This is a genomic window from Candidatus Nanopelagicales bacterium, assembly GCA_041393815.1.
GTDB lineage: Bacteria > Actinomycetota > Actinomycetes > S36-B12 > JAWKJK01 > JAWKJK01.
In genome coordinates this window covers 341,093-363,460 of the sequence record JAWKJK010000002.1, presented here as the reverse complement: position 1 = coordinate 363,460, position 22,368 = coordinate 341,093, and the positions used below count along the sequence as shown (strand labels likewise).

The 22,368-nt window shown below is 74.4% G+C and carries 17 protein-coding genes; 9 read left to right on the top strand and 8 right to left on the bottom strand.

Going from position 1 to position 22,368, the window contains the following annotated elements:
- Window positions 1–7 precede the first annotated feature (7 nt).
- The 4 genes from R2737_07205 to R2737_07190 are packed head-to-tail and all read left to right on the top strand — an operon-like array spanning window position 8 to window position 3,322.
- Window positions 8–1,210 carry an ROK family protein gene (locus tag R2737_07205; GenBank protein MEZ5116039.1) on the top strand — a complete coding sequence of 401 codons (1,203 nt, stop codon included), beginning with the start codon at window positions 8–10 and terminating at the stop codon, window positions 1,208–1,210.
- 24 nt (window positions 1,211–1,234) lie between these two features.
- Window positions 1,235–2,056 carry a hypothetical protein gene (locus R2737_07200; protein MEZ5116038.1) on the top strand — a complete coding sequence of 274 codons (822 nt, stop codon included), beginning with the start codon at window positions 1,235–1,237 and terminating at the stop codon, window positions 2,054–2,056.
- Window positions 2,057–2,114: 58 nt separating this feature from the next.
- A complete protein-coding gene (locus R2737_07195) occupies window positions 2,115–2,852 on the top strand; it encodes an SDR family oxidoreductase (protein ID MEZ5116037.1) in 738 nt (245 codons plus the stop codon).
- Between the two features lie 5 nt (window positions 2,853–2,857).
- On the top strand, window positions 2,858–3,322 hold the full coding sequence (locus tag R2737_07190; protein MEZ5116036.1) for a heme-degrading domain-containing protein: 465 nt from the start codon (window positions 2,858–2,860) through the stop codon (window positions 3,320–3,322).
- Here R2737_07190 and R2737_07185 read toward each other — a convergent pair.
- Genes R2737_07185 through R2737_07165 form a run of 5 tightly spaced genes read right to left on the bottom strand, consistent with a single transcriptional unit; the run spans window position 3,310 to window position 11,826 of the window.
- The gene (locus tag R2737_07185) at window positions 3,310–3,966 is read right to left on the bottom strand and encodes an ATP-binding cassette domain-containing protein (GenBank protein ID MEZ5116035.1); all 657 of its coding nucleotides are present in this window, start codon (window positions 3,964–3,966) and stop codon (window positions 3,310–3,312) included. The genes R2737_07190 and R2737_07185 overlap by 13 nt on opposite strands.
- Window positions 3,963–4,667, bottom strand: coding sequence for an ABC transporter ATP-binding protein (locus R2737_07180; protein MEZ5116034.1), 705 nt, complete (start codon window positions 4,665–4,667; stop codon window positions 3,963–3,965). Before R2737_07180 ends, R2737_07185 begins: the two co-directional genes overlap by 4 nt.
- Before the next feature lie 59 nt (window positions 4,668–4,726).
- Entirely contained in the window at window positions 4,727–7,897 is a 3,171-nt protein-coding gene (locus R2737_07175) for an FtsX-like permease family protein (GenBank protein ID MEZ5116033.1), read from the bottom strand.
- 17 nt (window positions 7,898–7,914) lie between these two features.
- The gene (locus R2737_07170) at window positions 7,915–9,006 is read right to left on the bottom strand and encodes a Gfo/Idh/MocA family oxidoreductase (GenBank protein MEZ5116032.1); all 1,092 of its coding nucleotides are present in this window, start codon (window positions 9,004–9,006) and stop codon (window positions 7,915–7,917) included.
- Window positions 9,007–9,036: 30 nt separating this feature from the next.
- A complete protein-coding gene (locus R2737_07165; protein ID MEZ5116031.1) occupies window positions 9,037–11,826 on the bottom strand; it encodes a DEAD/DEAH box helicase family protein in 2,790 nt (929 codons plus the stop codon).
- A gap of 97 nt (window positions 11,827–11,923) precedes the next feature.
- Between R2737_07165 and R2737_07160 the strand changes: the two genes are divergently transcribed.
- On the top strand, window positions 11,924–12,577 hold the full coding sequence (locus R2737_07160) for a hypothetical protein (GenBank protein ID MEZ5116030.1): 654 nt from the start codon (window positions 11,924–11,926) through the stop codon (window positions 12,575–12,577).
- A gap of 13 nt (window positions 12,578–12,590) precedes the next feature.
- Here the strand turns inward: R2737_07160 and R2737_07155 are convergent, their stop codons facing one another.
- Entirely contained in the window at window positions 12,591–13,097 is a 507-nt protein-coding gene (locus R2737_07155; GenBank protein MEZ5116029.1) for a hypothetical protein, read from the bottom strand.
- A 69-nt stretch (window positions 13,098–13,166) separates the two neighbouring features.
- Window positions 13,167–14,066: a L,D-transpeptidase family protein gene (locus tag R2737_07150; GenBank protein ID MEZ5116028.1), complete on the bottom strand. Its 900-nt coding sequence runs from the start codon at window positions 14,064–14,066 to the stop codon at window positions 13,167–13,169.
- 63 nt (window positions 14,067–14,129) lie between these two features.
- Here R2737_07150 and R2737_07145 point away from each other — a divergent pair, with 63 nt between their 5' ends.
- Entirely contained in the window at window positions 14,130–16,844 is a 2,715-nt protein-coding gene (locus R2737_07145; GenBank protein ID MEZ5116027.1) for a hypothetical protein, read from the top strand.
- Window positions 16,845–16,849: 5 nt separating this feature from the next.
- On the opposite strand, the gene R2737_07140 is transcribed toward R2737_07145, so the two are convergent.
- Window positions 16,850–18,520, bottom strand: coding sequence for a thiamine pyrophosphate-binding protein (locus R2737_07140; protein ID MEZ5116026.1), 1,671 nt, complete (start codon window positions 18,518–18,520; stop codon window positions 16,850–16,852).
- A 39-nt stretch (window positions 18,521–18,559) separates the two neighbouring features.
- Between R2737_07140 and R2737_07135 the strand changes: the two genes are divergently transcribed.
- From R2737_07135 to R2737_07125, 3 genes are read left to right on the top strand one after another with little or no spacing between them, the layout of a single operon-like run.
- On the top strand, window positions 18,560–20,074 hold the full coding sequence (locus R2737_07135) for an aldehyde dehydrogenase family protein (GenBank protein MEZ5116025.1): 1,515 nt from the start codon (window positions 18,560–18,562) through the stop codon (window positions 20,072–20,074).
- Entirely contained in the window at window positions 20,067–21,215 is a 1,149-nt protein-coding gene (locus R2737_07130; protein ID MEZ5116024.1) for an FAD-binding oxidoreductase, read from the top strand. The genes R2737_07135 and R2737_07130 overlap by 8 nt, the downstream gene beginning before the upstream one ends.
- Window positions 21,212–22,348 carry a phosphotransferase gene (locus R2737_07125; protein ID MEZ5116023.1) on the top strand — a complete coding sequence of 379 codons (1,137 nt, stop codon included), beginning with the start codon at window positions 21,212–21,214 and terminating at the stop codon, window positions 22,346–22,348. The genes R2737_07130 and R2737_07125 overlap by 4 nt, the downstream gene beginning before the upstream one ends.
- Window positions 22,349–22,368 lie beyond the last annotated feature (20 nt).

Below are 22,368 nucleotides of genomic sequence, written 5' to 3'. Positions count from 1 at the left end.
CGCCCCGGTGACCAGCCTGTCGGGGGTGACCCAGGACGAGGTGCGTCGGCACAACCTGGCCCGGCTGCTGCAGATCCTCCACCTGCACGGTCCGGCGACCCGGTCCCGGCTGGGCGCCGAGACCGGGCTCAACCGCAGCACGGTCGGGGTGCTCACCTCCGAGCTGGCCGACGCCGGGCTGGTCCGGGAGACCACCCCGGTCGGCCGAGGGGTCGGGCGCCCCTCCATCGTGGTCGAGCCCGTCGCCACCAGCGCCTACGTCCTGGCCTTCGACTTCCGGGTCGAGCGCACGGTCGCCGCGCTCGTCGGCCTCGGCGGGACCGTGCTGGCCCGGCGCGAGCGGGTCCATCGCCGCGACTCCTTCGGCGAGCGGGACGCCCTGCGGCACCTGGGCGCACTGGCCCGGTCGCTCACCAAGCAGGCGCCCGCTGACGGGGTGTGCGCGGGGATCGGGGTCGGCGTACCGGGGGTGGTCCGGCACCGGGACGGCCTGGTCCGGTTCGCCCCGAACCTGGGCTGGGTGGACGTCCCCCTCGGGCGCCACCTCACCGAGCTGATCGCGCACGGGCTGCCGGTCGTGGTCGGCAACGACGCCGACTTCGGTGCGGTGGCCGAGCACGTGCGGGGCGCCGCGGTGGGCTCCGACAACGTCATCTACCTGTCCGGCGAGGTCGGCGTCGGCGGCGGCATCATCCTCGACGGCGCCCCGATGACGGGTTCCGGCGGCTACGGCGGCGAGGTGGGCCACATGGTGGTCAACCCCAAGGGCCTGGTCTGCCGGTGCGGTGCTCGCGGCTGCTGGGAGACCGAGATCGGCGAGGACGCAGTGCTGCGCGCCACCGGGCTGGACGACGGCGAGCACGACGTGCTGGATGCCCTCGCCGCCGCCCGCACCGGCGACCGGAAGGCGCGCGCCGGGCTGCGGCGCATCGGCGAGTGGATCGGCATCGGCGTCGCCAACCTGGTGAACCTGTTCAACCCCGAGGTGGTCATCTTCGGCGGCGTGCTGCGCGACATCTTCGCCGAGACGGAGGACGAGGTGCGGGCGGCGATGACGACGGCGCTGAGTGCCCCGCGCGAGCAGGTCCGCCTCGCGTTGCCCGAGCTCGGCGGCGACTCGACCCTGCTGGGGGCCGCCGAGCAGGCATTCGGCGCGCTGCTGGCGGACCCGCTCGGCGGGCTGGCCCGGGCCCGCGCGGCCGCGTCGTGACGAGGACATCATGACGAGGGCGCGGTGAGCGACGACGTCACGCTGCGCCACGCTGACGCGGCGCTCGTCGTGCGCCCCGCGGCCGGCGCCCGCGCGGTGTCCTGGACCGTGGCGGGCCACGAGCTGCTGACCGGGCGCAGCGACCACGCGGTGGAGCACGGGATGTACCCGATGGCGCCCTGGGCCGGACGGCTGCGGGACAACCGCGTCCCGACGGAGGGCGGCGGCGTCACGCTGGAGCCGACGTACGACGAGTGGGCGATCCACGGCACCGCGTGGGACACGGCCTTCGCGGTCGAGGATGTGACCACGGACGCGGTCACGCTGACCGCCCCGCTGGGTGCGGTCTGGCCGTGGGACGGCGTCGTGCGCGTCGACTGGGGTCTGGCCGACGGCCGGATGTCCTGCGACGTCGAGGTGTCCTCGGCCGCCGACTCCTTCCCGGTGGTGCTCGGCCTGCACCCCTGGTTCCCGCGCCGCCTGGCCGGCGGTGCGCCGCTGGAGGTCGACCTGGCCGCGTCGGCGCTGCTCGACCGCGGCCCCGACCACCTGCCGACCGGCGTCCGGCGGGAGGTGACGGACGTGAGCGGGCCCTTCGACGACGCGTTCGTCGTGCCCTCGGGCATGGCCGCGCTGACCTGGCCCGGACTGCTGCGCCTGGATGTGGTCGCCACCGTGGACCACGCCCCGGCGCACTGGTACGTGCTGTTCGACGAGCTGCCCGACCTGGTGTGCCTGGAGCCGCAGACCGGGCCGCCGGACGGGCTGGGCGCCGCGGACGTCCACCGGGTCGCGCCGGGCCGGCCGGTCCGGCTGTCGACGACCTGGCACTGGTCGCTCGACTGAGGCGTAGGTTCGCAATCAGTGGGGTCGCGCCCGCGGCCCCCGTCCTTGGAGGTGTGTCGTGCCCGCGGAGTCCCGAGACCTCACCGGAACCGTCGTCGCCATCACCGGTGCCACCGCCGGCATCGGCCGGCAGGCCGCGGTGCAGCTGGTGGAGGCCGGCGCCAAGGTCGCCCTCGGTGGGCGACGGGAGGAGCGGCTGGCCGAGCTGGTCGACCAGCTCGGTGCCGACAACGCGCTGGGCGTCCCGATGGACGTGCGCGTGCCCGAGGACAACCAGCGGCTGATCGGGCTGGCGGAGGAGACCTTCGGCCGGCTGGACTCCGTCGTCGCCAATGCGGGCGTCGGCATGTACGGCGGGATCATGGACAACACCGACGACGAGCTCGCGGACATGGTCCGGACCAACTTCGACGGGACCGTCTGGACGGTCCGCGCCGCCGTCCCCGCCCTGCTGTCGCGCACCGGTGGCGGCGACATCGTCATCGTCTCGTCGGTCGCCGGCCTGCGCGGTGGCGCCGACGAGGCCGTCTACGCGGGCACGAAGTTCGCCCAGGTCGGCCTGGCCGGCTCCCTGGACCGCGAGCTGCGGGAGAAGGGGATCCGCGTCACCGCTATCTGCCCCGCCGGGGTGGAGACGGAGTTCGCGATCGGCAAGGGCCGCACCGAAGGCGACCCCTCGCTGGCCGACTACCTGCGCCCGGACGACGTCGCCGCCTCGATCGTCTCGGTGCTGCGCCAGCCGCGCCGGGTACGCACCACGGTCTGGGCGCTGTGGCCCATGAGCCAGCAGAGCTGACCGCGATGTCGGAGGACCTCACCGCGGCCGACGTCGCGGCGCAGGAGGCCGAGCTGGTCCTGCCGTCGCTGTCGGAGGACGACGCCCTCGACCTCGGCGCCCTGCTGGTGGCGCGAGCCCGCGAGCGGGCTCTGCCGGTGGCGATCGAGGTCCGCCGGGCCGGCCGCGTGTTGTTCCGGGCGGCGTTGCCCGGCACCAGCCCGGACAACGACTCCTGGCTGGAGCGCAAGGCCCGGGTGGTCGAGCGGTACGGCCGGTCGACCCTGCAGGTGCGGCTGTCGTACGAGGAGCGCGGGACCACGTTCGAGGCCGCCACCGGGCTGCCGCTGTCGGAGTACGCGGCCCACGGCGGCGGCTTCCCGCTTTCGGTGGTCGGCACCGGCGTCGTCGGCTTCGTGGGCGTGTCCGGACTGCCGCAGCGGGAGGACCACGCGTTCCTGGTGGAGGTGCTCCGGGACTACCTGGGCTGAGCGCGGCCGTCACGCAGCCGCAGTTGCAGGTCGCACCTGGCTGCGACCTCCTGGTCGTGGGTCGCCAGGACGACGGCAGCTCCGGCTCGGGCGGCCTGGAAGATCAGGTGCAGGACCCGCTCGGCGGCCGCGGCGTCGAGTTGGGCCGTGGGCTCGTCGGCGATCAGCAACCGCGGCTCGACGACGAGTGCGCGGGCGACGGCCACCCGCTGCTGCTGCCCACCCGACAGCCGATCCACCCGGTGGTCCACGAATGCGGACAGGTCGACCGACCGCAGGGCGTCGGCGGCCCGCCGGCGGACCTCGGCGCGGGCCAGCCCGCGTGACTGGAGGACCACCTCCACGTTCTCCGCCGCGGTGAGGATCCCGACCAGGCCGTACCCCTGAAGGACCAGCCCGGTGTCCCGGGGGATGGCGCCCGTCCCCGCCGCGTCGCCGTGGGTCACCGCTCCCTCGTCGGGCGCCTCGAGGCCGGACAGCAGGGCCAGCAGGCTCGACTTCCCGCTGCCCGAGGGCCCGGTCACCGCGACGACGGTGCCGGCCGTCGCGGTCAGGGAGACCCGGTCGAGGATCACGCGACCGTCGCGCACGTACCGCAGGTCCGTGGCCGTGAGGACCAGGTTCCCGGGAGGCCGCGCCGTCATGGCGCGTCCTCGAGCGGGCCGGTCGGGCGTCCAGCCCTCGGGGGGTCCTCGGACAGACGGCCCTGGACGATGTGCACCGTCCGTCCGAGCGCCGCTGCCACCTCCGGATCATGCGTCACGGCCACCAGCGTGGTGCCGAACTCGCCCGTCGCCCTGCCCAGCAGCGCCACGACGGCCTCCCGGTTGGCGGCGTCCAACTGGCTGGTCGGCTCGTCGGCCAGCACGAGGCCCGGCGCGTTCGCCAGGCCGATCGCGACGGCCAGGCGCTGCTGCTCCCCGCCGGACAGCCGGCCGGCGCGGCGCTCGGCGAAGTCGGCGAGGCCCAGGCGGTCCAGCAGGGAGAGAGGGTCGGGAAGCTGGCCCCTGCGGGGGCGCCGGACCCCACGCTGGGCGAAACGGATGTTGTCCAGCACGGTGGCGTACGCGAGCAGGTTGCGCGCCGGGTTCTGCAGGATCACCCCGACGCCGTGCGCGCGCAGCCGCAGCAGGTCCCGCTGTGACATCGCGCTCACGTCGTCGCCGCCGATGAGTAGCCGGCCCGAGGTGGGTCGCAGGAGGCCCGCCAGGATCGACATCAGCGTCGACTTCCCGGAACCGGAAGGCCCGAGGACCGCGACGCTCTCGCCGGCCGCGACCTCCAGGCTCACGTCGTCGAGGGCGACCAGGGTCGCCGCCTGCGCGCCGTCCTCGTCCGTTCCCATCCGGTACGCGTGCGTCAGGCGTCGGCAGGAGAGGGCCAGGCCGGCTCTCACGGGGCCGTTCACTGGTCGGCCTCCCGAAGGCGAGCCGGGACGGACGCGCGCAGCACTGCCACACCCGCGATCCAGGCGGTGGCGGCGACGAGTACCCCGGCCACCACGGTCAGGATGACCACCGGTGCGACCCCGGGTGTCAGGGTGAGCAGGGCGGGAGTGGGATCGGCGAACTGCGGGATCAGCGACAGCGACAGCCGCGCGGCGACGACCCCGGCCGGAACGCCCACGAGCAGGCCGGCACCGAGCAGGAGGCCCTGCTCGCCCACGCATGCCGCCATCAACTGCCGGCGGGGCACCCCGACGGCACCCAGCGCCGCGAGTTCGAACGACCGACGACGCCCGGTCACGGCCACCGCGACGGCCACCGCTCCGGCCGAGAGCGCCGCGCCGGCGGCTGCGCAGACCAGCAGGAGCCGCAGGGACAGCGCCGGCCCCTGCCGGCTCAGCAGCCCCTCGCGGTCGGCGATCGACGCGGTCGAGTTGACGAGGAGCCCGGCGGCGGTGAGTCGTGCGACCGCATCGGGTGGTGCCTGGTCGCCGAGCCACACCGACCAGCGGGACTCGGTCTCGCTGCCCAGGGCCACCGTCCTGAGGTTCCCGAGGTCGACCAGGACGCCGTCAGCCCCGACGACCGGCAACCGGTCGGGGCGCTCCACGAGGTCCAGCGGGATGACACGGCCGCGCGAGTCCTCCATCGTCGGCGGCGCCTCGGGGTCCTCCTGGCGCGTCGAGCCGGGTGTGGCCAGGGCCGGCAGGGGCAGCGGCGCGTCCGCATGCTGGATCGAGGGCGTCTCGCTGCCGATCGTCGCGACGTCGTCGTGCAGCTGGCCGTTCCTGACGGTCAGGTGGTTCGGCGACGGGATCCCCGCCAGCGGGGTGGGCCGCCACGCGCCCGGAACGCCGAAGCCGGTGTCGACGGGTCGCCAGCTGCCGTCCCGACGCTCGTCCATGCGGGCGTAGACCAGCCGCCCGCGGAACGGGGAGTCCCTGACATGCCGCCGGTCCAGGCCGATCTGCAACAGCTGGCAGCCGGCGAGGCAGGGCGCCGCCGCCTGGTAGGTCCCCGTTCCCGGGACCAGCGGGCCGGCGACGAGCAGGTGGTAGCCCGCGTCGTCGGAGACCAGGACGGTGACGACCGGTGCGGTTCCGGTGAAGCTCACCTCCTCCAGGACGACGCGCACGGCGTCCGCGGTGATGGTCACCGGAGGGGGGAGCTCCGGGGCGATCCGCGCGGTCACGTCCGGCGCACTGGTCGGCGAGCCCACGGCATCCCACCGGGCCACCGCGTCCAGCCGGGCACTGTCGACCCCCAGGACCGTCCCCGTCACGTCGCCGCCGTAGGGCAGCCACGCGGCCACCGCCATCGACCAGCGACCCTCGGGATCGACCCGGCGGGTGATCTCGACCGGGTCGTGGCGTCGCTCGAAGGACACGTCGAGCACCTGCGTCGCGCCGAGCTCCAGTGCCGCGCGCGCATCCCGGTTGGTGGTCGCGACCGACTCCGCACCGACCGCGAAGGTCGCCAGGCCCAGGGCGACCGCCAGGAGAGCGGCCAGGCGGACGCCGGCGGGTCGCCGGACGACCTGCCGCAGCGCCAGGAACAGCCCGACCCGGCGACCCGCCCGGGTGGGTCGCAGACCCAGACGCCCCACCACGGGGACCAGGCGGACCCCGAGGAGGGCGACCGCGACCACCAACAGGCCCGGCGCCAGCAGCACGAGGACTCCGGCCACTCCCGTGGTCGCGTCGGCGGCGGCGCTCGCGTAGGGCGCGGCCGCGGGTGTCAGGGTCGAGAGCAGCGCGAAGCCGGCCAGCGACGTGCCGGCCACGGCGAGGTCCAGGAGCAGCAGGCGTCGGCCGGACCGGTCCGACACGGAGGCACCCGAGGTCCACTGCTCGAGCACCGGGCGGGTGAGCGTCCTGCGCGCGGCCAGCGCCGCGGCCGTCCCTCCGCCGAGGAGCGCCAGCACCACGGCGATCCCCGCACCCAGGGGGACAGCGACGGGCGTACCGGGCAGCAGGAACACCCGCGTCATCGCCGCGCTCGTGACCCAGGCCACGCCGAGGCCGAGCGGGATGGCGGCCACGAGGAGCACCAGCGGTTCGGCGAGGCCCACCAGCACCGTGGAGCGCGACGGCAGCCCACGCAGCTTGGCCAGGGCGATCTCGTTGCCCCGTGCCTCGGTGGTGTCGGCGACCACCTGGAAGAGGACGACCGCGGCGAGCAGCGCGAGCTGGACGGACACCACGAGTGCCGCGACGGTGAGCAGGGCGACCTCCTGCTCGGTGCTGTCGAGCACCGCGTCGAGGCTGCTGCGCACCTCGTACCCGGCCTCCGCCGCGGGCCCCGTGCGGATCGACCCGAGAGTGCCGCGCAGGGCAGGGACGTCGGCCAGCCGGACGGCGGACGGGTCGAGCGGGTAGTCCGCGGTCACCGTGGCATCCGCGGACGGTGCGAGCCGGTCGAAGGTCGCCCGGTCGGTGACGAAGGCGTCCACGGTGTCGGGACCCTCGCCGCGGCCGGTGTAGGGGTGGGCGTTGAAGTAGGTGCGTCCGAACCAGTAGGGGTCGGCCGTCGAGCGGGGCCGGTAGATGCCCACCACCTCGCCCACGATCGGCGCCGTCGTGGTGCTGCCGTCCGCGGCGACCGTGGCGGTGGGCAGCTCCTCCAGCGGCGCCCTGGCGCCGAGGGACCACTCGGGCCGCTCCTCCGACGTGCGCGCGCTCACGGCGATCTCCCCGGCCCGGGCTGGGCACCGCCCGTCGACGATGACGAGGTGCGCGCACACGTCGTCGCGCCAGAACACCTGCGTGGCGACGCGACTCCCGGCCGGCTCCGGGGTCGTCACACCGGTCTGGCTGATGACTCCGAATGCCAGGATCCGACGGGGATACCACGGGGTCTGCCCGGCCACGGGGAACGACGCGAGCGCGTCGGCGGTCGCGGTCGGGTCCCCGGTCGCGACCGTCCCCTCGACGGAGACTCCGACGTCCTCGGGTGCCGCCGTCGAGAGCCGGTCTCGCAGCACCGACTCCGCGGCCGCTCGCGAGTAGATCGGCGCGATCGCGGCGGCGGCGACGGTGAGCGCCGCGACGACCAGCGTGACCAGCGAGACGCCGCGACGCCACCACAGCGCCTGGACCACCAGCGGCACCCGGGCACTCGCTCGTGCCATGGGGGCTGACCGGCCGGTCAGGCCGTCGTCGCGGCGACGTGCGCCGCCGGGGGGTCGAGGACCACGGTCGCCCCGGTGCGCGCGGACTCGCGGGCGGCGTCCAGTACACGTAGGTCGGCCACCACGTCCCTGGGGTCCACCGGCGGCGGGGCGCCGTCTCGGACCGCGGCGACGACACCGGCGTAGAACGCCGGCCAGTCGCCGGGCTCGCTGCGCACCGGGCGCGTCTCGCCATCGGCGGTCACCAGACGTCCCCACGCGTCCGTCGGCTCCTCACCCCAGCCGGGGAACGCCGGTGAACGGCCGTCGCGCAGCGCGTCCTCCTGGCTGTCCAGACCGGCCACCTCGTACCCGGCCCGGGTGCCGAGCACGCGCAGCCGCGGCTCGGGCAGTGCGGCGACCGCGGAGGCGAACAGGAGGCTGACGGCGCCGGAGGCGTGGCGCAGCAGCAACTGGGTGTCGTCGTCCGCGCCGCCCGGCTGGCGGACCGCGCGCGCCGACGCGGTGACGGACACGACCGGTCCGAGCAGCAGCAGGGCCTGGTCGACCAGGTGCGCGCCGAGGTCGTACAGCAGCCCGGGCATGTCCTCCGGCCCGCCGGTCTCCCGCCAGCCGCCCTTCGGCTCCGGGCGCCAGCGCTCGAACCGCGACTCCAGCCGGTGCACCTCGCCGAACGTGCCCGCGGCCATCAGCCGGCGCACCGTGAGCAGGTCGGAGTCCCAGCGCCGGTTCTGGAACACGGTGAGCATCCGGCCGGCCGTGCCCGCGGCGTCCACCAGGTCCTGCGCGGTGGCGGCGTCCGCGGCCATCGGCTTGTCGACCACGACGTGCAGCCCGGCTCCGAGCGCGGCCCTGGTCTGGGGGACGTGGGCCGCGTTGGCCGTCGCGACCACGGCGATGTCGTACGCGTCCGCCCCGTCCCAGACCGACGCGGCATCGGCGAGGACGGCGACGTCGGGGTGGTCCGCGCGCACCTCGGCGACCCGACCCGGGTCGGCCGTGACCACCGCGGCCAGCCGCAGGCCCGGGGTGGCGGTGATCAGGGGGGCGTGGAAGACGCGGCCGGCCAGGCCGTACCCGAGCAGCGCCACGCGCAGGTCGTCGCTCATGGCGTCAGTCAACCAGCCGAGGCCGCCGCGTCAGCGCCACTCGGTGCGGACCGCGGTCGTCACGGCGAACGGGTCGTCCCCGCGCTGGGCGGCCAGGACGCCGGCGCCCTCGGGGGACCCGGTGTACAGCGGCTCGCCGGGGGAGACCCATCGGTTCCAGGCGGCGCCGAACAGTGCTGCCCGCTCCTTGTTCACGCCGAGCACCGAGGGCACGGCGTGCCACACCACCGTGACCGGGATGCGACGGCGCCACAGTCGGCGCCAGGCCAGCCGGCGCCGCTCACGCGGGTCGTCCGGCACCTCGATCACGTACCGCGGCACGACGTAGCGCGGCGCGAACAGTGGCGACACGACCTCGTCCAGCGCGTCGGAGAACACCGCGGAGGCCTCCTCCGGGACGCCGTCGAGCCAGACCCGGTACTGCCCGTCCCGGGTCGGCGCGACCCGCACCGCGTCCGCACCCCGCGGGACCGCCTGGCCGGCGGACAGCGCGTCCGCGACCGCGCAGGCCAACGACTCCAGCGCGGTCGCGCGGTCCGCGGCGGCGGCCAGGTCGTCGCCACCGGACAGCCAGGACCGCAGCGACCGCCATCGGCCCGAGCGCAGCGACACCGCCGCGGTGCCGTCGCGGCGGGGCCGCAGCACGACCGCGTCCGCGACGCCGCGGCGGGCGCCGGCGCCAGCGACGGTCACCGCACCCACGCGCAGGTCGGCGCCCAGAGGCCGGGCGGCCCGGACCCGGACCTCGACGACGGGCACGTCGTCGTACGGGGCCCCGACCTGCCACAGGGCGCGGGTGCGGGCGTGGTCCGCGGCGGAGTGGGTCATCTCCACGTTGATGCGTTCGCGGTCCGGGCCGGTCGGTGGCGCGTACGGGGACAGCTCGGGGTGGACGTGGGCGACGCCGTCGGTGATGAGTCCGTCGTCGGTGACCGCGAAGAAGCCGCGGTGCTTGCGCACGAGGCGGCGGTAGTCGGCGTCCCCCAGCGGATGCCCGTCGGCGACGCAGACGACGGTCCAGGTGTGGGCGACCTTGTCCGGGTCGCGGGGGTCGGTCCGCAGCGCCCGGCCCCGGGTCTGGGTCACCGCGACCGGGGTCGTGGCCGTGGTCAGGTCGACCAGCACGTTGATGCCGCGCGCGTCCCAGCCCTCCCCGAGCAGCGCGCGGGTGCCGACCAGGACGCGGCCCTGGCCCTCCTCGAACCACCGGGTCAGCAGGGGCACCCAGCGGCGCGGGCTCCACCGGCCCTCGAGGTCCACCAGCAGGTCGGCCTCCTGCGCACCGTCGACCGCCGGCGGGTCGGCCAGCTCCAGCCCGGGGTCCTGGGTCCGCAGCCAGGCGACCAGCCTCGGCGCCGTCCGCGCCGAGCACGCCACCGACCGTCCGGAGACCAGCACCGGGTCGAGGGCCACGGTCGTGGGGTCGGCCACCAGCCGCCGCAGGACCCCGCGGGCGGACCCCTCCTCCGGCTCCAGGACGCCCACCAGGCGCGCGGGCACCTGGGCCGAGGCACGCTCGAAGTCGCAGAGCACCAGGGCGCGCAGACCGTCGCCGCGGACGCCCCACTCGGCGTCGACGATCCCCACGGCAGCGGTGCCCTTCGCCGCGGACCGGGCCACGACCCGGTCCACCGGGCTGGTCGTCCGCGCCAGGCCGCGCTTGGTCACGCGGTAGCCGACGGAGGGGACCGCTCGCCGGATCGCCTCCAGCGCAGCCACATCGGTCGGGTCGGCCGACGGTGTCAGGCACCCGACGACGTAGTCCTCGATCAGCTCGACCCAGTCCTCGGCGTCGAGCGGAGCCCGGTGCTCCTCACGCACCCGGGCGCCCTCGGGCAGGCCGAGCAGTCCCGCCGTGTGGGCCCGCAGCACGGCGGCGGTGAGGTCCGGGCGGTCCCGTTCCAGCCGGGACCACGGCACGGCCTTCGTCCCGGCCTCGGTCTGCCGTCGGACGAACCGCCCGTCCAGCCAGGCCAGGAACCCGGTGGTCGCGAAGCCGGGTGCCATCAGGTCCGAGCGCAGCTCGGCGAACCTGCGCGCCTCGCCGGAGACGTACGCCGCCTCGTCGGTGGTGGGGTCGGTGAAGCGGACCAGCTCGCGGAACGGCGCCAGGTGCCCGTCGCGGACGAACGACGGGATGGTGGCGCTGTAGACGATGGGCCCGAACAGCCGGGCCACCAGGTCCGCCTCGTCGGCGGACAGCGCCTCCGGCGGGGTGGCGGTGAGGGCCACGACGACCACGTCCGGGAGCAGCCCGAGCACCTCGCCCAGCAGTTCGCCCCACACCTCCAGCAGGTGGTGGCACTCGTCCAGCACGAGGGTGAGCGGTCCCGCCGCGGCCAGCGTGTCGACCAGGGCCCGGGCGTTGGGGTGCAGCCGGTCCAGATGCTGCGGCCCCCGGGCCTGCTCGGGGTCCTCGCCCTCCTCCGGCTCGGCCGGTGCGTCGTCGCCCGCGTCCGGGTCGAACACCGCCAGGGCCTGGTAGGTCAGCACCGTGGCGGGCTGGGAGAGCGACCGGTCGTCGCTGGCCGACAGCCCCAGCCCACCGCACTGGGCGATCCACTGGCCCTGGATCGCGGTGTTGGGTCCGAGCACGACCGTGCGCCGGCGCAGCCGCAGCGCGGCCTCGACCCCCACGCGGGTCTTGCCGCCGCCGGGGGGCAGGACCACCCAGGCGGCCCGCCGGCCGGCCCGCCAGGCCTCGTCCAGGGCCGCGAGCGCCTCGGCCTGCTGGCGGCGCAGCGGCGGCGGGGCCGGTCGTGGGGAGGCCGGACGCGGGGAGGCGGAGGGCGCTGAGGTCGCGCCGGGGTCGGAGGACATCGGGGCCGAGGCTAGCCACGGCCGGGCCGGTGCGCCCTTACCCGATCCGAACACGCGCTGGCCGGGGGCGCCCGGACCGGAACCTACGCTGGTCGCCATGTCCGTGCTCCCGGAGTCCCCGCCCCCCGGCCGTTCCCGCGTGTCGCCCGCCCTGCTCGCCGTCCTCGCCGTCCTCGCCGTCGTCGTGGTCCTCGCGGTCGTGGTCGGCGCCGTGCTGGTGCTGCGCGGCGGCTCGTCGGACGACGCGGCCCAGGGTGCCGGCGGCGTCCCGGCCGCCACCATCCCGGGTGCCTCCGAGGGCTCCAGTTCCGAGGGAACTGCCTCCGAGGGCGCGAGCCCCGACGGCAGCAGCCCCGAGGCGACCGCGTCGTCCTCCGACGCCGGCGGATCGGGTGACGCGTCCGGCGGCAGCGTGGTCGACCCCGGCGCCGTGCCGACCGCCCCGGCCACCGGCTCGCAGGCCAAGCCGCTGGACCGGCTGGAGATCGAGCTGCTGTTCGGCCCCGACGGCGTGCAGCCCGAGGCCGACACCTACTACGTGACCGTCGGCGCGCCCGTCGTCGTGCGGTACGCCGGCGTCGGCGACTACACCGGCTACACGCTGGTGGAGAAGGGGGTGGCCGGCAACCAGTCGTCCCCGATCGGGCAGGGCGGGCAGTTCCTGGTCAGCCTGCCGAAGGCGGGCGAGCAGGTGTGGCGGGTGAAGCAGACCGACGAGGACGTGTTCCGCGTCGTCGCCGTGGGGTCCTAGCGGTCCTCGCGCGCTACGTCTCGCCGCCGAGGTCGAACGCGAAGGCCTCCCAGACCAGGTCCGACCCCCGCTGCCGGTGCCGCGACAGCCGGCCGAGCAGGTCGGTCACGCGGCGGCGTACCTCGTCGACACCCTCGTCGCCGCCGGCAGTGCCCTCGGACACCAGCTGCACCCAGGCCTCCTGGGCCTCGTCGATGTCGTGCCGCAGGGTCTCGTGCTCCCGGGTCAGCCGGCGCACCTTGCCCTCCAGCCGCGGCGCGTCATGGACCAGCTGGTCGTGGAAACCGCCCTCGCGCTCGGTCACGGTGATGTGGACCGCGAAGTCCTCCCGCAGCCGGGCGAGGGCCTCACCCACCTCGTCCGCCCATGCCGACGCGTCGCCGGCCACCGGCCGCGCCACGGCCGACTCCAGCCGGGTCATCCCCTCCTTGAGCTGGCTGCGGCGGCTGCGCAGCTCGGACAACTGCTCGTCGGTGGACAGAGCACGAGGGGCAGTGGGGTCGTCGTGGGTGCCGGACATGGTCCGATCCTCGTCCTCGGCGTCGCGCGAGTCCACACCGGGTGTTGGTGCCCCCGGAGCCCCTCCCGGCTAGGACCGGTAGACCACGACCCGGGTGCCGAGCGGCACCCGGTCGTACACCCAGCGCACCCCGTCGTAGTCGCGGATGTTGATGCACCCGTGCGAGGCGCCGTAGTAGCCGTCGCGGGCGAAGTAGGGGGAGTAGTGCACCGCCTGGCCGCCGGAGAAGAACATCGCGAACGGCATCCAGGAGCCGTACAGGCTGGAGTAGTGGTCGCGGCTCTTGCGGAAGACCGAGAACACGCCCTCACGGGTCGGCGTGGACGACATGCCGAACCGGGCGTCGAGGGTGATGACGACCTTGCCGTCCCGGACGTACCGCAGCAGCTTCTGGGTCTTGTCGATGCACAGCGACGTCCGCTCGGTGCAGGCCCTCGGCAGCTTGCCGATCCGCCCGGACATCGACTTGATGTCCTCCCAGGTGCCCTTGCGGACCACGCCGGTCGGAACCTGGAAGAACTTGACCTGGAACGCCTTGACCGCCTTCTCGGTGGTGTGGCCGAACTTCTTCCGCTGGTACTCGATCGGCTTGATGTCGTAGCCCAGCCACATCAGCCGCTTCTGCAGCAGTCGGACGTAGGTGCTGCGCGTGCCGGAGTCCAGCGGGAACTTCAGCACGGTGGAGACCGGCGGCTTCGCAGGCGGCTTGGCCGGCGGTTTCGTCGGCGGCGGCTTGGTGGGGGTGGGGGTGGGCGTCGGCGTGGGGGTCGTGGTCGGGCTCGGCGTGGGGGTGCCGGTGTCGGTGGGCTCCGGTTCCGCGGCGGGGGCCGACGTGCTCGCCGAGGCGGCGGGGTCCGGCGTCGCGGAGTCCTCCGCGTGCGCGGGGCCCGCCATGAGCGCCGACCACACCAGAGCGGCCGAGAGCACCGCCGCCAGGGCGGTGCCGCCGCGCGCGATCCGACCGGTCACCGTTCCACGGTACGACACCGCAGCCCCCTGGCTCTCGCCGATCGATCCCTGCATGATCGGGGCATGCCGACGTCGCCGCCGTCCGACCCGGGGCCCGCCGGTCCCCCGCTGCCGTCCGCCGAGGCCGCCCGGATGGCGGAGGCGGGCGGGATGGTCTACGGCCCCGAGGACGCCGGCCCCTGGTACCAGTGGGGTCCGTACCTGTCCGAGCGCGCGTGGGGCACCGTGCGTGAGGACTACTCCGCCGACGGCGATGCCTGGGACTACCTGCCGTACGACCACGCCCGGTCGCACGCGTACCGCTGGAACGAGGACGGCATCGCGGGCGTCAGTGACCTGCACCAGGACATGTGCCTGGCGCTGGCGCTGTGGAACGGCCGCGACGACCACCTCAAGGAGCGCTTCTTCGGCCTGACGAACGGCCAGGGCAACCACGGGGAGGACGTCAAGGAGTACTGGTGGTACCTGGACGCCACCCCGTCGCACGCCTGGCTGCGGACGCGCTACCACTACCCCCAGGCCGCGTTCCCGTACGAGGACCTGGTGCGTACCAACGCCTCCCGGGGCAAGCACGACCCGGAGTACGAGCTGCTGGACACCGGCGTCTTCGACGAGGACCGCTACTGGGTGGTGGAGGTCTCGTACGCGAAGAACGACCCGTCGGACCTGCACATGCGGGTGCGCGTCACCAACGCCGGACCGGACCGGGACACCCTGCACGTCCTGCCCACGCTGTGGTTCCGGGACACCTGGAACTGGTCGCACGGTCACCCGATGCCGGAGGTGATCCACGACAGCGGAACGATCATCGCCGACCACCACCGAGCCGGTCGTTGGCACTTCGACGCGGCCGCCGGGCCGGACGGGTCGGCGCCGGTGCCGCTGTTCTGCGACAACGCGACCAACGCCACGCGGCTGTTCGGGCCGGACGCCCCGGTGCGTTCGCCGTACCCCAAGGACGGGATCAACGACCATGTCGTGCACGGCGCCGACACGGTCAACCCGGAGGAGCGGGGCACCAAGGCGGCGTACTGGTATCGCGTGACCGTCGACCCCGGCGAGACGGTGGAGGTGCGACTGCGGCTGTGGTCGCCGGAGGAGGGTGACCATCCGCAGCCGGGGTGGGAGGGGCGGCCGTTCGACGCGCTGATGTCGTTGCGGGAGAAGGAGTCCGACGAGTTCTACGCGGCACTCGCGCCGCACGTCGACGACGAGCAGCGGGCTGTCATGCGGCAGGCGTTCGCGGGGATGATCTGGGGGAAGCAGTTCTACCGCAACGACGTGCGGCAGTGGTTGTTCGGCGACCCCGGGGAGCCGCCACCCCCGGCGCAGCGGCGTGCCGGGCGCAACGCGGCGTGGAAGCACCTCGATGCCGCGGACGTGATCTCGATGCCGGACGCGTGGGAGTACCCCTGGTTCGCGTCCTGGGACCTGTCGTTCCACACGGTCGTGCTGGCCCACGTGGACCCGGAGTACGCGAAGTACCAGATGCTCCTGCTGCTGCGGGAGTGGTACATGCATCCCAATGGCGCGATCCCGGCGTACGAGTGGAACTTCGGCGACGTCAACCCGCCGGTGCAGGCCTGGGCCGCGATCCGGATCTTCGAGATCGACGGCGGCCGCGACCTGAAGTTCCTCGCCCAGGTGTTCCAGAAGCTGCTGATGAATTTCACCTGGTGGGTCAACCGGCAGGACGCCGAGGGCAACAACGTGTTCGAGGGCGGCTTCCTCGGGCTGGACAACATCGGTCCCATCGACCGGTCGCACCTGCCGCCCGGGTACGAGATCGAGCAGGCGGACGGCACCGCCTGGATGGCGTTCTACGCGCTGTCGATGCTGCGCATGGCGCTGCGCCTGGCGCAGCACGACGGCGCCTACTCGCCGATGGTGCTGAAGTTCCTGGAGCACTTCGCCGCGATCACCGACGGCATGTCCGACGTCGAGATGTTCGACCCCGACGACGGGTTCTTCTACGACCAGCTGACCCTGCCCAACGGCGAGCGAGTGCCCCTGAAGGTGCGCTCCCTGGTCGGGGTGATCCCGGTCCTGGCGGCGGCGTACCTCGAGGGGGCGGGGGCCGCCCAGGACGCCGAGCGCTACCAGCGTCGCTTCGCCAGCTTCATGCGCCGGCGGATGCGCGACCCGGAGCACCAGGAGGGGGAGCACACCGGCTTCGTGCAGATGAGGGGCGCGGAGGGACGGCGGGAGGCGCTGCTGACCGTCGCCGACCCGGAGCGGCTGCGCCGGCTGCTGGTGGAGGTGCTCAGCGAGGACTCGCTGCTGGGCCCCACCGGGCTGCGGTCCATGTCGCGCCGGCTGCGGGCCGATCCGTACTCGGTGACCGTCGAGGGCCGGACCTTCACCGTCGACTACGAGCCGGCCGAGTCGACGACCGGGATGTACGGCGGCAACTCGAACTGGCGCGGGCCGGTGTGGTTCCCCATCAACCACCTGGTGGTGGAGGCGCTGGAGCGCTACCACATGTACCTCGGCGACGACTTCCAGGTGGAGTGCCCGACCGGGTCGGGGCAGATGATGAACCTGCTCGAGGTCGCGCACGAGCTGCGGCGCCGGCTGATCTCGACGTTCCTGCGGGACGCCGACGGGCGGCGGCCGGTGTTCGGCGGCAGCGAGCGGTTCCAGAGCGACCCGCGGTGGAACGACGCGGTGCTGTTCTACGAGTACTTCAACGGCGACGACGGCGCCGGCCTCGGCGCCTCCCACCAGACCGGCTGGACCGGCCTGGTCGCCGACCTCATCATCGGCCGCAAGGGCTGATGTGCTCAGTCCTCGAACCAGCGGGGGGACGTGGTGCGCGGCGGGGTGAACCGGCGGTGCACCACCACCAGGCGGGGCTCGCCGCGCAGGTTCGCGGCGTACGCCGAGCGCAGCGCCGCCGCGAGCCCCTCGGCGTCGGGCACCTCGACCCCGCCGATGCCGAACGACCGGCCGAGGGTCAGCCAGTCCGGGGTCAGCAGGTCCACCCCGTTCTCCGGGTGGCCGTACACCTGCTGGTCGTACCGCAGCATCCCGTAGCCGCCGTCGTCGACGACCAGCAGCGTGACCGGCAGCGACTCCTGGGCGTACGTGGCCAGCTCCCCCAGAGCGAACATCGGCCCGCCGTCACCGCACACCGCCAGCGCCGGAATGCCCAGGGAGGCAGGGCCGATGGCGGCGGGCAGCGCGTAGCCGAGGGTCCCCCAGCCGACGGGGTACTGCAGCCGCCGGGTGCGCGGCTGCGAGGAGTAGCCCCCGACCCAGTAGCCGGCGACAGCCATGTCGCACACGACCACCGCGTCCGCGGGCCAGCCGCGCTCGACCGCCCGGACCAGCGCCACCGCGGGCGCCGTCGCCGGGTCGTCGGCCAGCCGGGTCAGGACCGCGGGACGCACGGACCCCGGCTCCGCGAGCCACGGCTGCCGGGGCCGGGGCAGCCGTTCGCGCAGCAAGCCGATCAGCACGGGCAGGGCGGCGCCCAGCTCGGCACCGACCAGCAGGTCCCAGTCGAAGGTGCGGGAGACCTCGTCCCCCAGCGTCACCGCGGCCAGCCGCGGCGGGACCGGCATCCGCCACGCGCGGGTGTTCATCGCGTCGAACGCCGAGCCCAGGCCGAGCAGCAGGTCGGCGTCCGCGATGACGTGCGCCACCTCGGGCTCGTGCGGCGGGGCGTCCACCAGCAAGGGGTGCGCCGCCAGCACGCCCTTGCCGGCGTACGTGGTCACGACCGGCGCGCCGAGCAGCTCGGCCAGCACGGTCACGTCCGCCTCGGTGCCCGACGACACCACCCCGCCGCCGACCCACAGCACGACCCGTTCGCTGGCCAGCAGCAGGTCGGCCAGGCGCAGCAGGTCGTCCTCCGGCAGCGGCAACGGGGTCGCCGTCGGCGGGTCGTGGCCGGCCGCGATCGCCCCGCCCGGCGGCGGGAACTCCGCGAGCACGTCCGAGCCGATGCCGAGGTACACCGGCCCGGGCGGCGGCTCCAGGCACGCACGCACGGCGTCGTGCGCCGCGTCGACGGCCTCCTCAGCGGTCAGCGCCACCCGGATCGGGCGCCCGCCGAACGCGGCGAACATGCCGCCCTGGTCGGCCATCTCGTGCAGGACGCCGCGGGGGCCGCCGTCCGCGCGCTGCCAGGCCGAGACCTCCGAGGACAGCAGCAGCACCGGCGAGCCGACCGAGTGCGCCTCGCCGTACGCCGCCACCGCGTTCGCGGCACCCGGCCCGGTCGTGGTGAGCGCGACCCCGAGGCCCCCGGTGGCGCGGGCCAGGCCGTCGCCGGCGTACACCGCGGACTGCTCGTGCCGGACGCCGAGGATGCTGGGCCGGGCGTGGTGCAGCGCGTCCCAGAAGGCCAGGTTGTGCACGCCGGGGATGCCGAAGCAGACCTCGACCCCCTGCGCCGCGAACAGGTCAAGCACGGCGGCCGCGACCGTCGGGGTGGCATGCTCGGCCATGAGCCCCACTGTGTCATCACCAGGCCCGGAGGTCGCGCCGTGACCGCGCAGCAGAGCGTGTTCCTGTCCCGCAACCCGACCGACCTCGACGACGTCGTCGCCGAGGTCGCGCTCGCCGACGTCGACACCCTGGTCGCCGAGACCAGGGTCGCGCACGAGGCGCAGCGCGCGTGGGCCGCCGTGCCCGCCCCGGCGCGCGGTCGCGTCATCGCGCAGGTGGGCCGGCTGGTCGAGGCCAACAAGGAGGCCCTCGCCGCGCTGGTCACCCGGGAGATCGGCAAGGTCTACGCCGAGGCACTCGGCGAGGTGCAGGAGGTCATCGACACCTGCGACTTCTTCCTCGGCGAGGGCCGGCGGTTGTACGGGCAGACCGTCCCCAGCGAGATGCCGGACAAGCAGCTGTTCACCTACCGCAACCCGGTCGGGACGGCGTTCATCATCACCGCCGCGAACTTCCCGACGGCCGTGCCGTCCTGGTACCTCGTCCCCGCGCTGCTGTGCGGTAACTCCGTGGTGTGGAAGCCGGCCGAGCACTCGGCGGCCGTGGCCCGTGCGCTCACCGAGCTGTTCATCGCCGGCGGGGTGCCGCGCGACGTGCTGCGCACGGTCGTGGCCGACGGCGGGACGACGTACGCGGCGCTCGACCGCGCGCTGGGAGAGGGCCTGGTGCAGAAGGTCGGGTTCACCGGGTCGACGGCCGTCGGCCAGCGGCTCGGCGAGCTCACCGGCCGCCACCTGCAGTCCCCGTGCCTGGAGCTCGGCGGCAAGAACCCGATGGTCGTCATGCCCGACGCCGACCTCGACCTGGCCGTGGAGGGCGCGCTGTTCTCCGGCTTCGGCACGGCCGGGCAGCGGTGCACGTCGCTGGGGACGCTGTGGGTGCACCGCGACGTCTATGGCGAGGTGCGCGGCCGGTTCGTGTCCGCGGTGGAGGACGCCGCCGTCGGGAATCCGTTCGAGGACGTGCTGTACGGGCCGATGATCGCCGAGGGCTACCTGCACACCCACGAGCTGCACCTGCAGCTGGTGCAGCCGCACCACCGGCTCCTGGGGTCGACCGGGATCGGCCGGATCACGTCGGACAACCCGCGCAAGGGCTTCGTCGGCGACCCCGACGCCGGCATCTTCGCCCACCCGACGATCGTCGAGGGCGTGCGACCGGGTGATGCGCTGTACGACACCGAGACGTTCGGGCCGCTGGTCGGGCTGGGAGCGTTCGGCTCCCTCGACGAGGCGATCGAGCTGGCGAACGGGCACGGGTACGGGCTCTCCTCGTCCATCTACACCCGGGACCCGGAGTCGGTGTGGCGCTTCCGCCAGGGCATCTCCGCCGGGATGGTGTCGGTCAACAACTCGACCTCCGGCGCCGAGGCGCACCTGCCGTTCGGCGGGAACGGCCGCAGCGGCAACGGTTCTCGCCAGAGCGGGATGTGGGTGCTGGACCAGTTCACCCGCTGGCAGGCGGTGAACTGGGACTGGTCGGGGCGTCTGCAGAAGGCGCAGATGGACACCCTGGAGATGGAGCACGACCCCGGGTACCGGCTCGGTGGCTGACCTGCCGTCCCGCGCCGACGTGGTCGTCGTCGGCGGCGGGGTGATGGGGGCGTCGACGACGTTCCACCTCGCCGAGGCCGGCGTGGACGTCCTGCTGCTCGAGCGCGGCGACCTGGCCGGCGGTTCGACGGTGAAGGCCGCCGGCGGGGTGCGGGCGAACTTCTCCGACCCGTTGAACATCGCGCTCGGCGCCCGCTCGCTCGCGCTGTTCGCCGACTTCGGGCGTCGTCCGGGGTACGAGATCGACCTGCACCGCAGCGGGTACCTGTTCGTGCTGACGCGCGCCGCGGACGTGGCCCGGTTCGAGGAGTCCGTGGCGCTGCAGAACTCCCTGGGCGTGCGGTCCCGGATGGTGTCGCCGGAGGAGGCGGTGCGACTGTCGCCGTACCTGTCGCCGGATGGGGTGCTCGCCGCCGCGTGGTCGCCCGACGACGGGCACTGCACGCCGGAGGCGGTGGTGCTGGGCTACGCGGCCGGCGCCCGCCGGCACGGGGCGCGCGTGCTGACCGGCGTCGAGGTCGTCGGGATCGACGTACGCGGCGACGCGATCGCGGCGGTGCGGACGTCGGCCGGGACGGTCGCGACGGAGTGCGTCGTGGACTGCGCGGGCGCGTGGGCTCCGGTGGTCGCATCGTTCGTTGGGGTGGACCTGCCGGTGGTGCCGTACCGGCGAGAGATCCTGGTGACCGGGCCGATGCCGGACCCGGTGGACATGCCGATGACGATCGACTTCGCGACGTCCTTCTACTGGCACCGCGAGGGGCCGGGAATCCTGACCGGGTTCTCCGACCGGACCGTGCCGCCGGGGTTCTCGCTGGAGCGGGACCCGGCGTTCCCGGAGCGGCTGGCGGAGTTGGCGTCCGTGCGGGCGCCGGGGCTGCTGGACCTGGGCGTGCGTACCGGCTGGGCCGGGCTGTACGAGGTCACGCCCGACCACAACGCGCTGCTGGGGGAGACGGCCTCGGTGTCGCGGTTCCTGTACGCCACCGGGTTCTCCGGGCACGGGTTCCTGCAGGGGCCTGCGGTGGGGGAGATCCTGCGGGACCTGTACCTGGGTCGCGCACCGTTCGTGGACGTGTCGCCGCTGGACGTCGCGCGCTTCGACGCCGGGACGTTGCGGCCGGAGGTCAACGTCGTATGACCCCGGTGGACCCCATGCTGGATGTCGTCCGGCGCTGCGGGATCGACGCGGCCTCGGTGCGGCCGCGCCGCGCCAACACCGACGAGCTCACCGCGCCGTGGCTGGCGGACAAGTACGGCGGCGGGCTGCTCGGCACCCATCCCCTCACGGTCACCGATGCGGCCGGGGTGGACCGGGACGTGGTGTGCAAGGTCCGGCACAGCCCGGGGATCTCGGTGACGCTCATGCCGGGTGTGTACGCGCGGCTCGGGATCACGCTGCCGCGCCCCTATTCCGGCTTCCGGGCGGCGCGGGAGATGACCCCCGTGCTGCGGCGGGAGATCGACGTGTACGCCCGCCAGAGAGACGTGCCGGCGCTGGCGGCCTGCCAGCCCGCGCTGGTCGGTTCGATGGTGGACGAGGACGCGGACCTGTCCGCGCTGGTGGTGGAGTTCGTCCCCGACGCCGTGCTGATGGACACCGGCGCGGACGTGTCCGGGTGGACGCGTGCCCGGGTGGACGCGCAGGTGACGGCGATCGCGGCGGTGCACGGGGCGTTCCTCGGGCCGCCCGGGTCACCCCCGCCAGGGCTGCGTTCGTTGCCCGCGCCGTTCTCGGCCGCGGACGTGGCGGCCGACCGCGACCTGTGGGCCGCGTCCGCGGAGTACGTGCACCGGGTCCGACCCGACCTGCTGGATGACGCCGGTCTGCGCCGCCGACTGCGCCTCGCCGACACCGCCGGCGACTGGTACGGAGCGGTCGCGGAGCACCCCCACACGCTGGCCCACGACGACTTCAACCCGCGCAACGCCTGCTTCCGAGGTGACGGGCGGCCGCTGGTGTACGACTGGGAGCTCGCATCGTGGGGGACGCCGCTGCGCGACCTGGTCGAGATGCTGACCTTCACCGTGACCCCGGACTGGGGGGACGATGACATCCGCGGCCTGGTGCGGAGGCACCGTTCGTGGGTGGAGCGGGCCGGCGACGTCCGGCTGGATCCTCAGGAGTGGGACGAGGCGTTCCGGGGCGAGGTCATGGACGAGGCGCTGAACCGGCTGGCCTTCCAGCAGGTGCTGGGCCAGGACATGCCCCTCGGCTACGTCGAGCGCATCACGGCCGCCGTGGATCGGCTGCTGGACCTGGTGTCCGCCTAGCGTCGGCGTAGGGTCGCCCG

Coding starts and splice junctions, on each gene's coding strand:
- R2737_07140 (MEZ5116026.1), bottom strand. CDS start 18,520: ATGGCCGAGCATGCCACCCCGACGGTCGCGGCCGCCGTGCTTGACCTG.
- R2737_07155 (MEZ5116029.1), bottom strand. CDS start 13,097: ATGTCCGGCACCCACGACGACCCCACTGCCCCTCGTGCTCTGTCCACC.
- R2737_07185 (MEZ5116035.1), bottom strand. CDS start 3,966: ATGACGGCGCGGCCTCCCGGGAACCTGGTCCTCACGGCCACGGACCTG.
- R2737_07180 (MEZ5116034.1), bottom strand. CDS start 4,667: ATGGGAACGGACGAGGACGGCGCGCAGGCGGCGACCCTGGTCGCCCTC.
- R2737_07165 (MEZ5116031.1), bottom strand. CDS start 11,826: ATGTCCTCCGACCCCGGCGCGACCTCAGCGCCCTCCGCCTCCCCGCGT.
- R2737_07145 (MEZ5116027.1), top strand. CDS start 14,130: ATGCCGACGTCGCCGCCGTCCGACCCGGGGCCCGCCGGTCCCCCGCTG.
- R2737_07170 (MEZ5116032.1), bottom strand. CDS start 9,006: ATGAGCGACGACCTGCGCGTGGCGCTGCTCGGGTACGGCCTGGCCGGC.
- R2737_07175 (MEZ5116033.1), bottom strand. CDS start 7,897: ATGGCACGAGCGAGTGCCCGGGTGCCGCTGGTGGTCCAGGCGCTGTGG.
- R2737_07160 (MEZ5116030.1), top strand. CDS start 11,924: ATGTCCGTGCTCCCGGAGTCCCCGCCCCCCGGCCGTTCCCGCGTGTCG.
- R2737_07125 (MEZ5116023.1), top strand. CDS start 21,212: ATGACCCCGGTGGACCCCATGCTGGATGTCGTCCGGCGCTGCGGGATC.
- R2737_07190 (MEZ5116036.1), top strand. CDS start 2,858: ATGTCGGAGGACCTCACCGCGGCCGACGTCGCGGCGCAGGAGGCCGAG.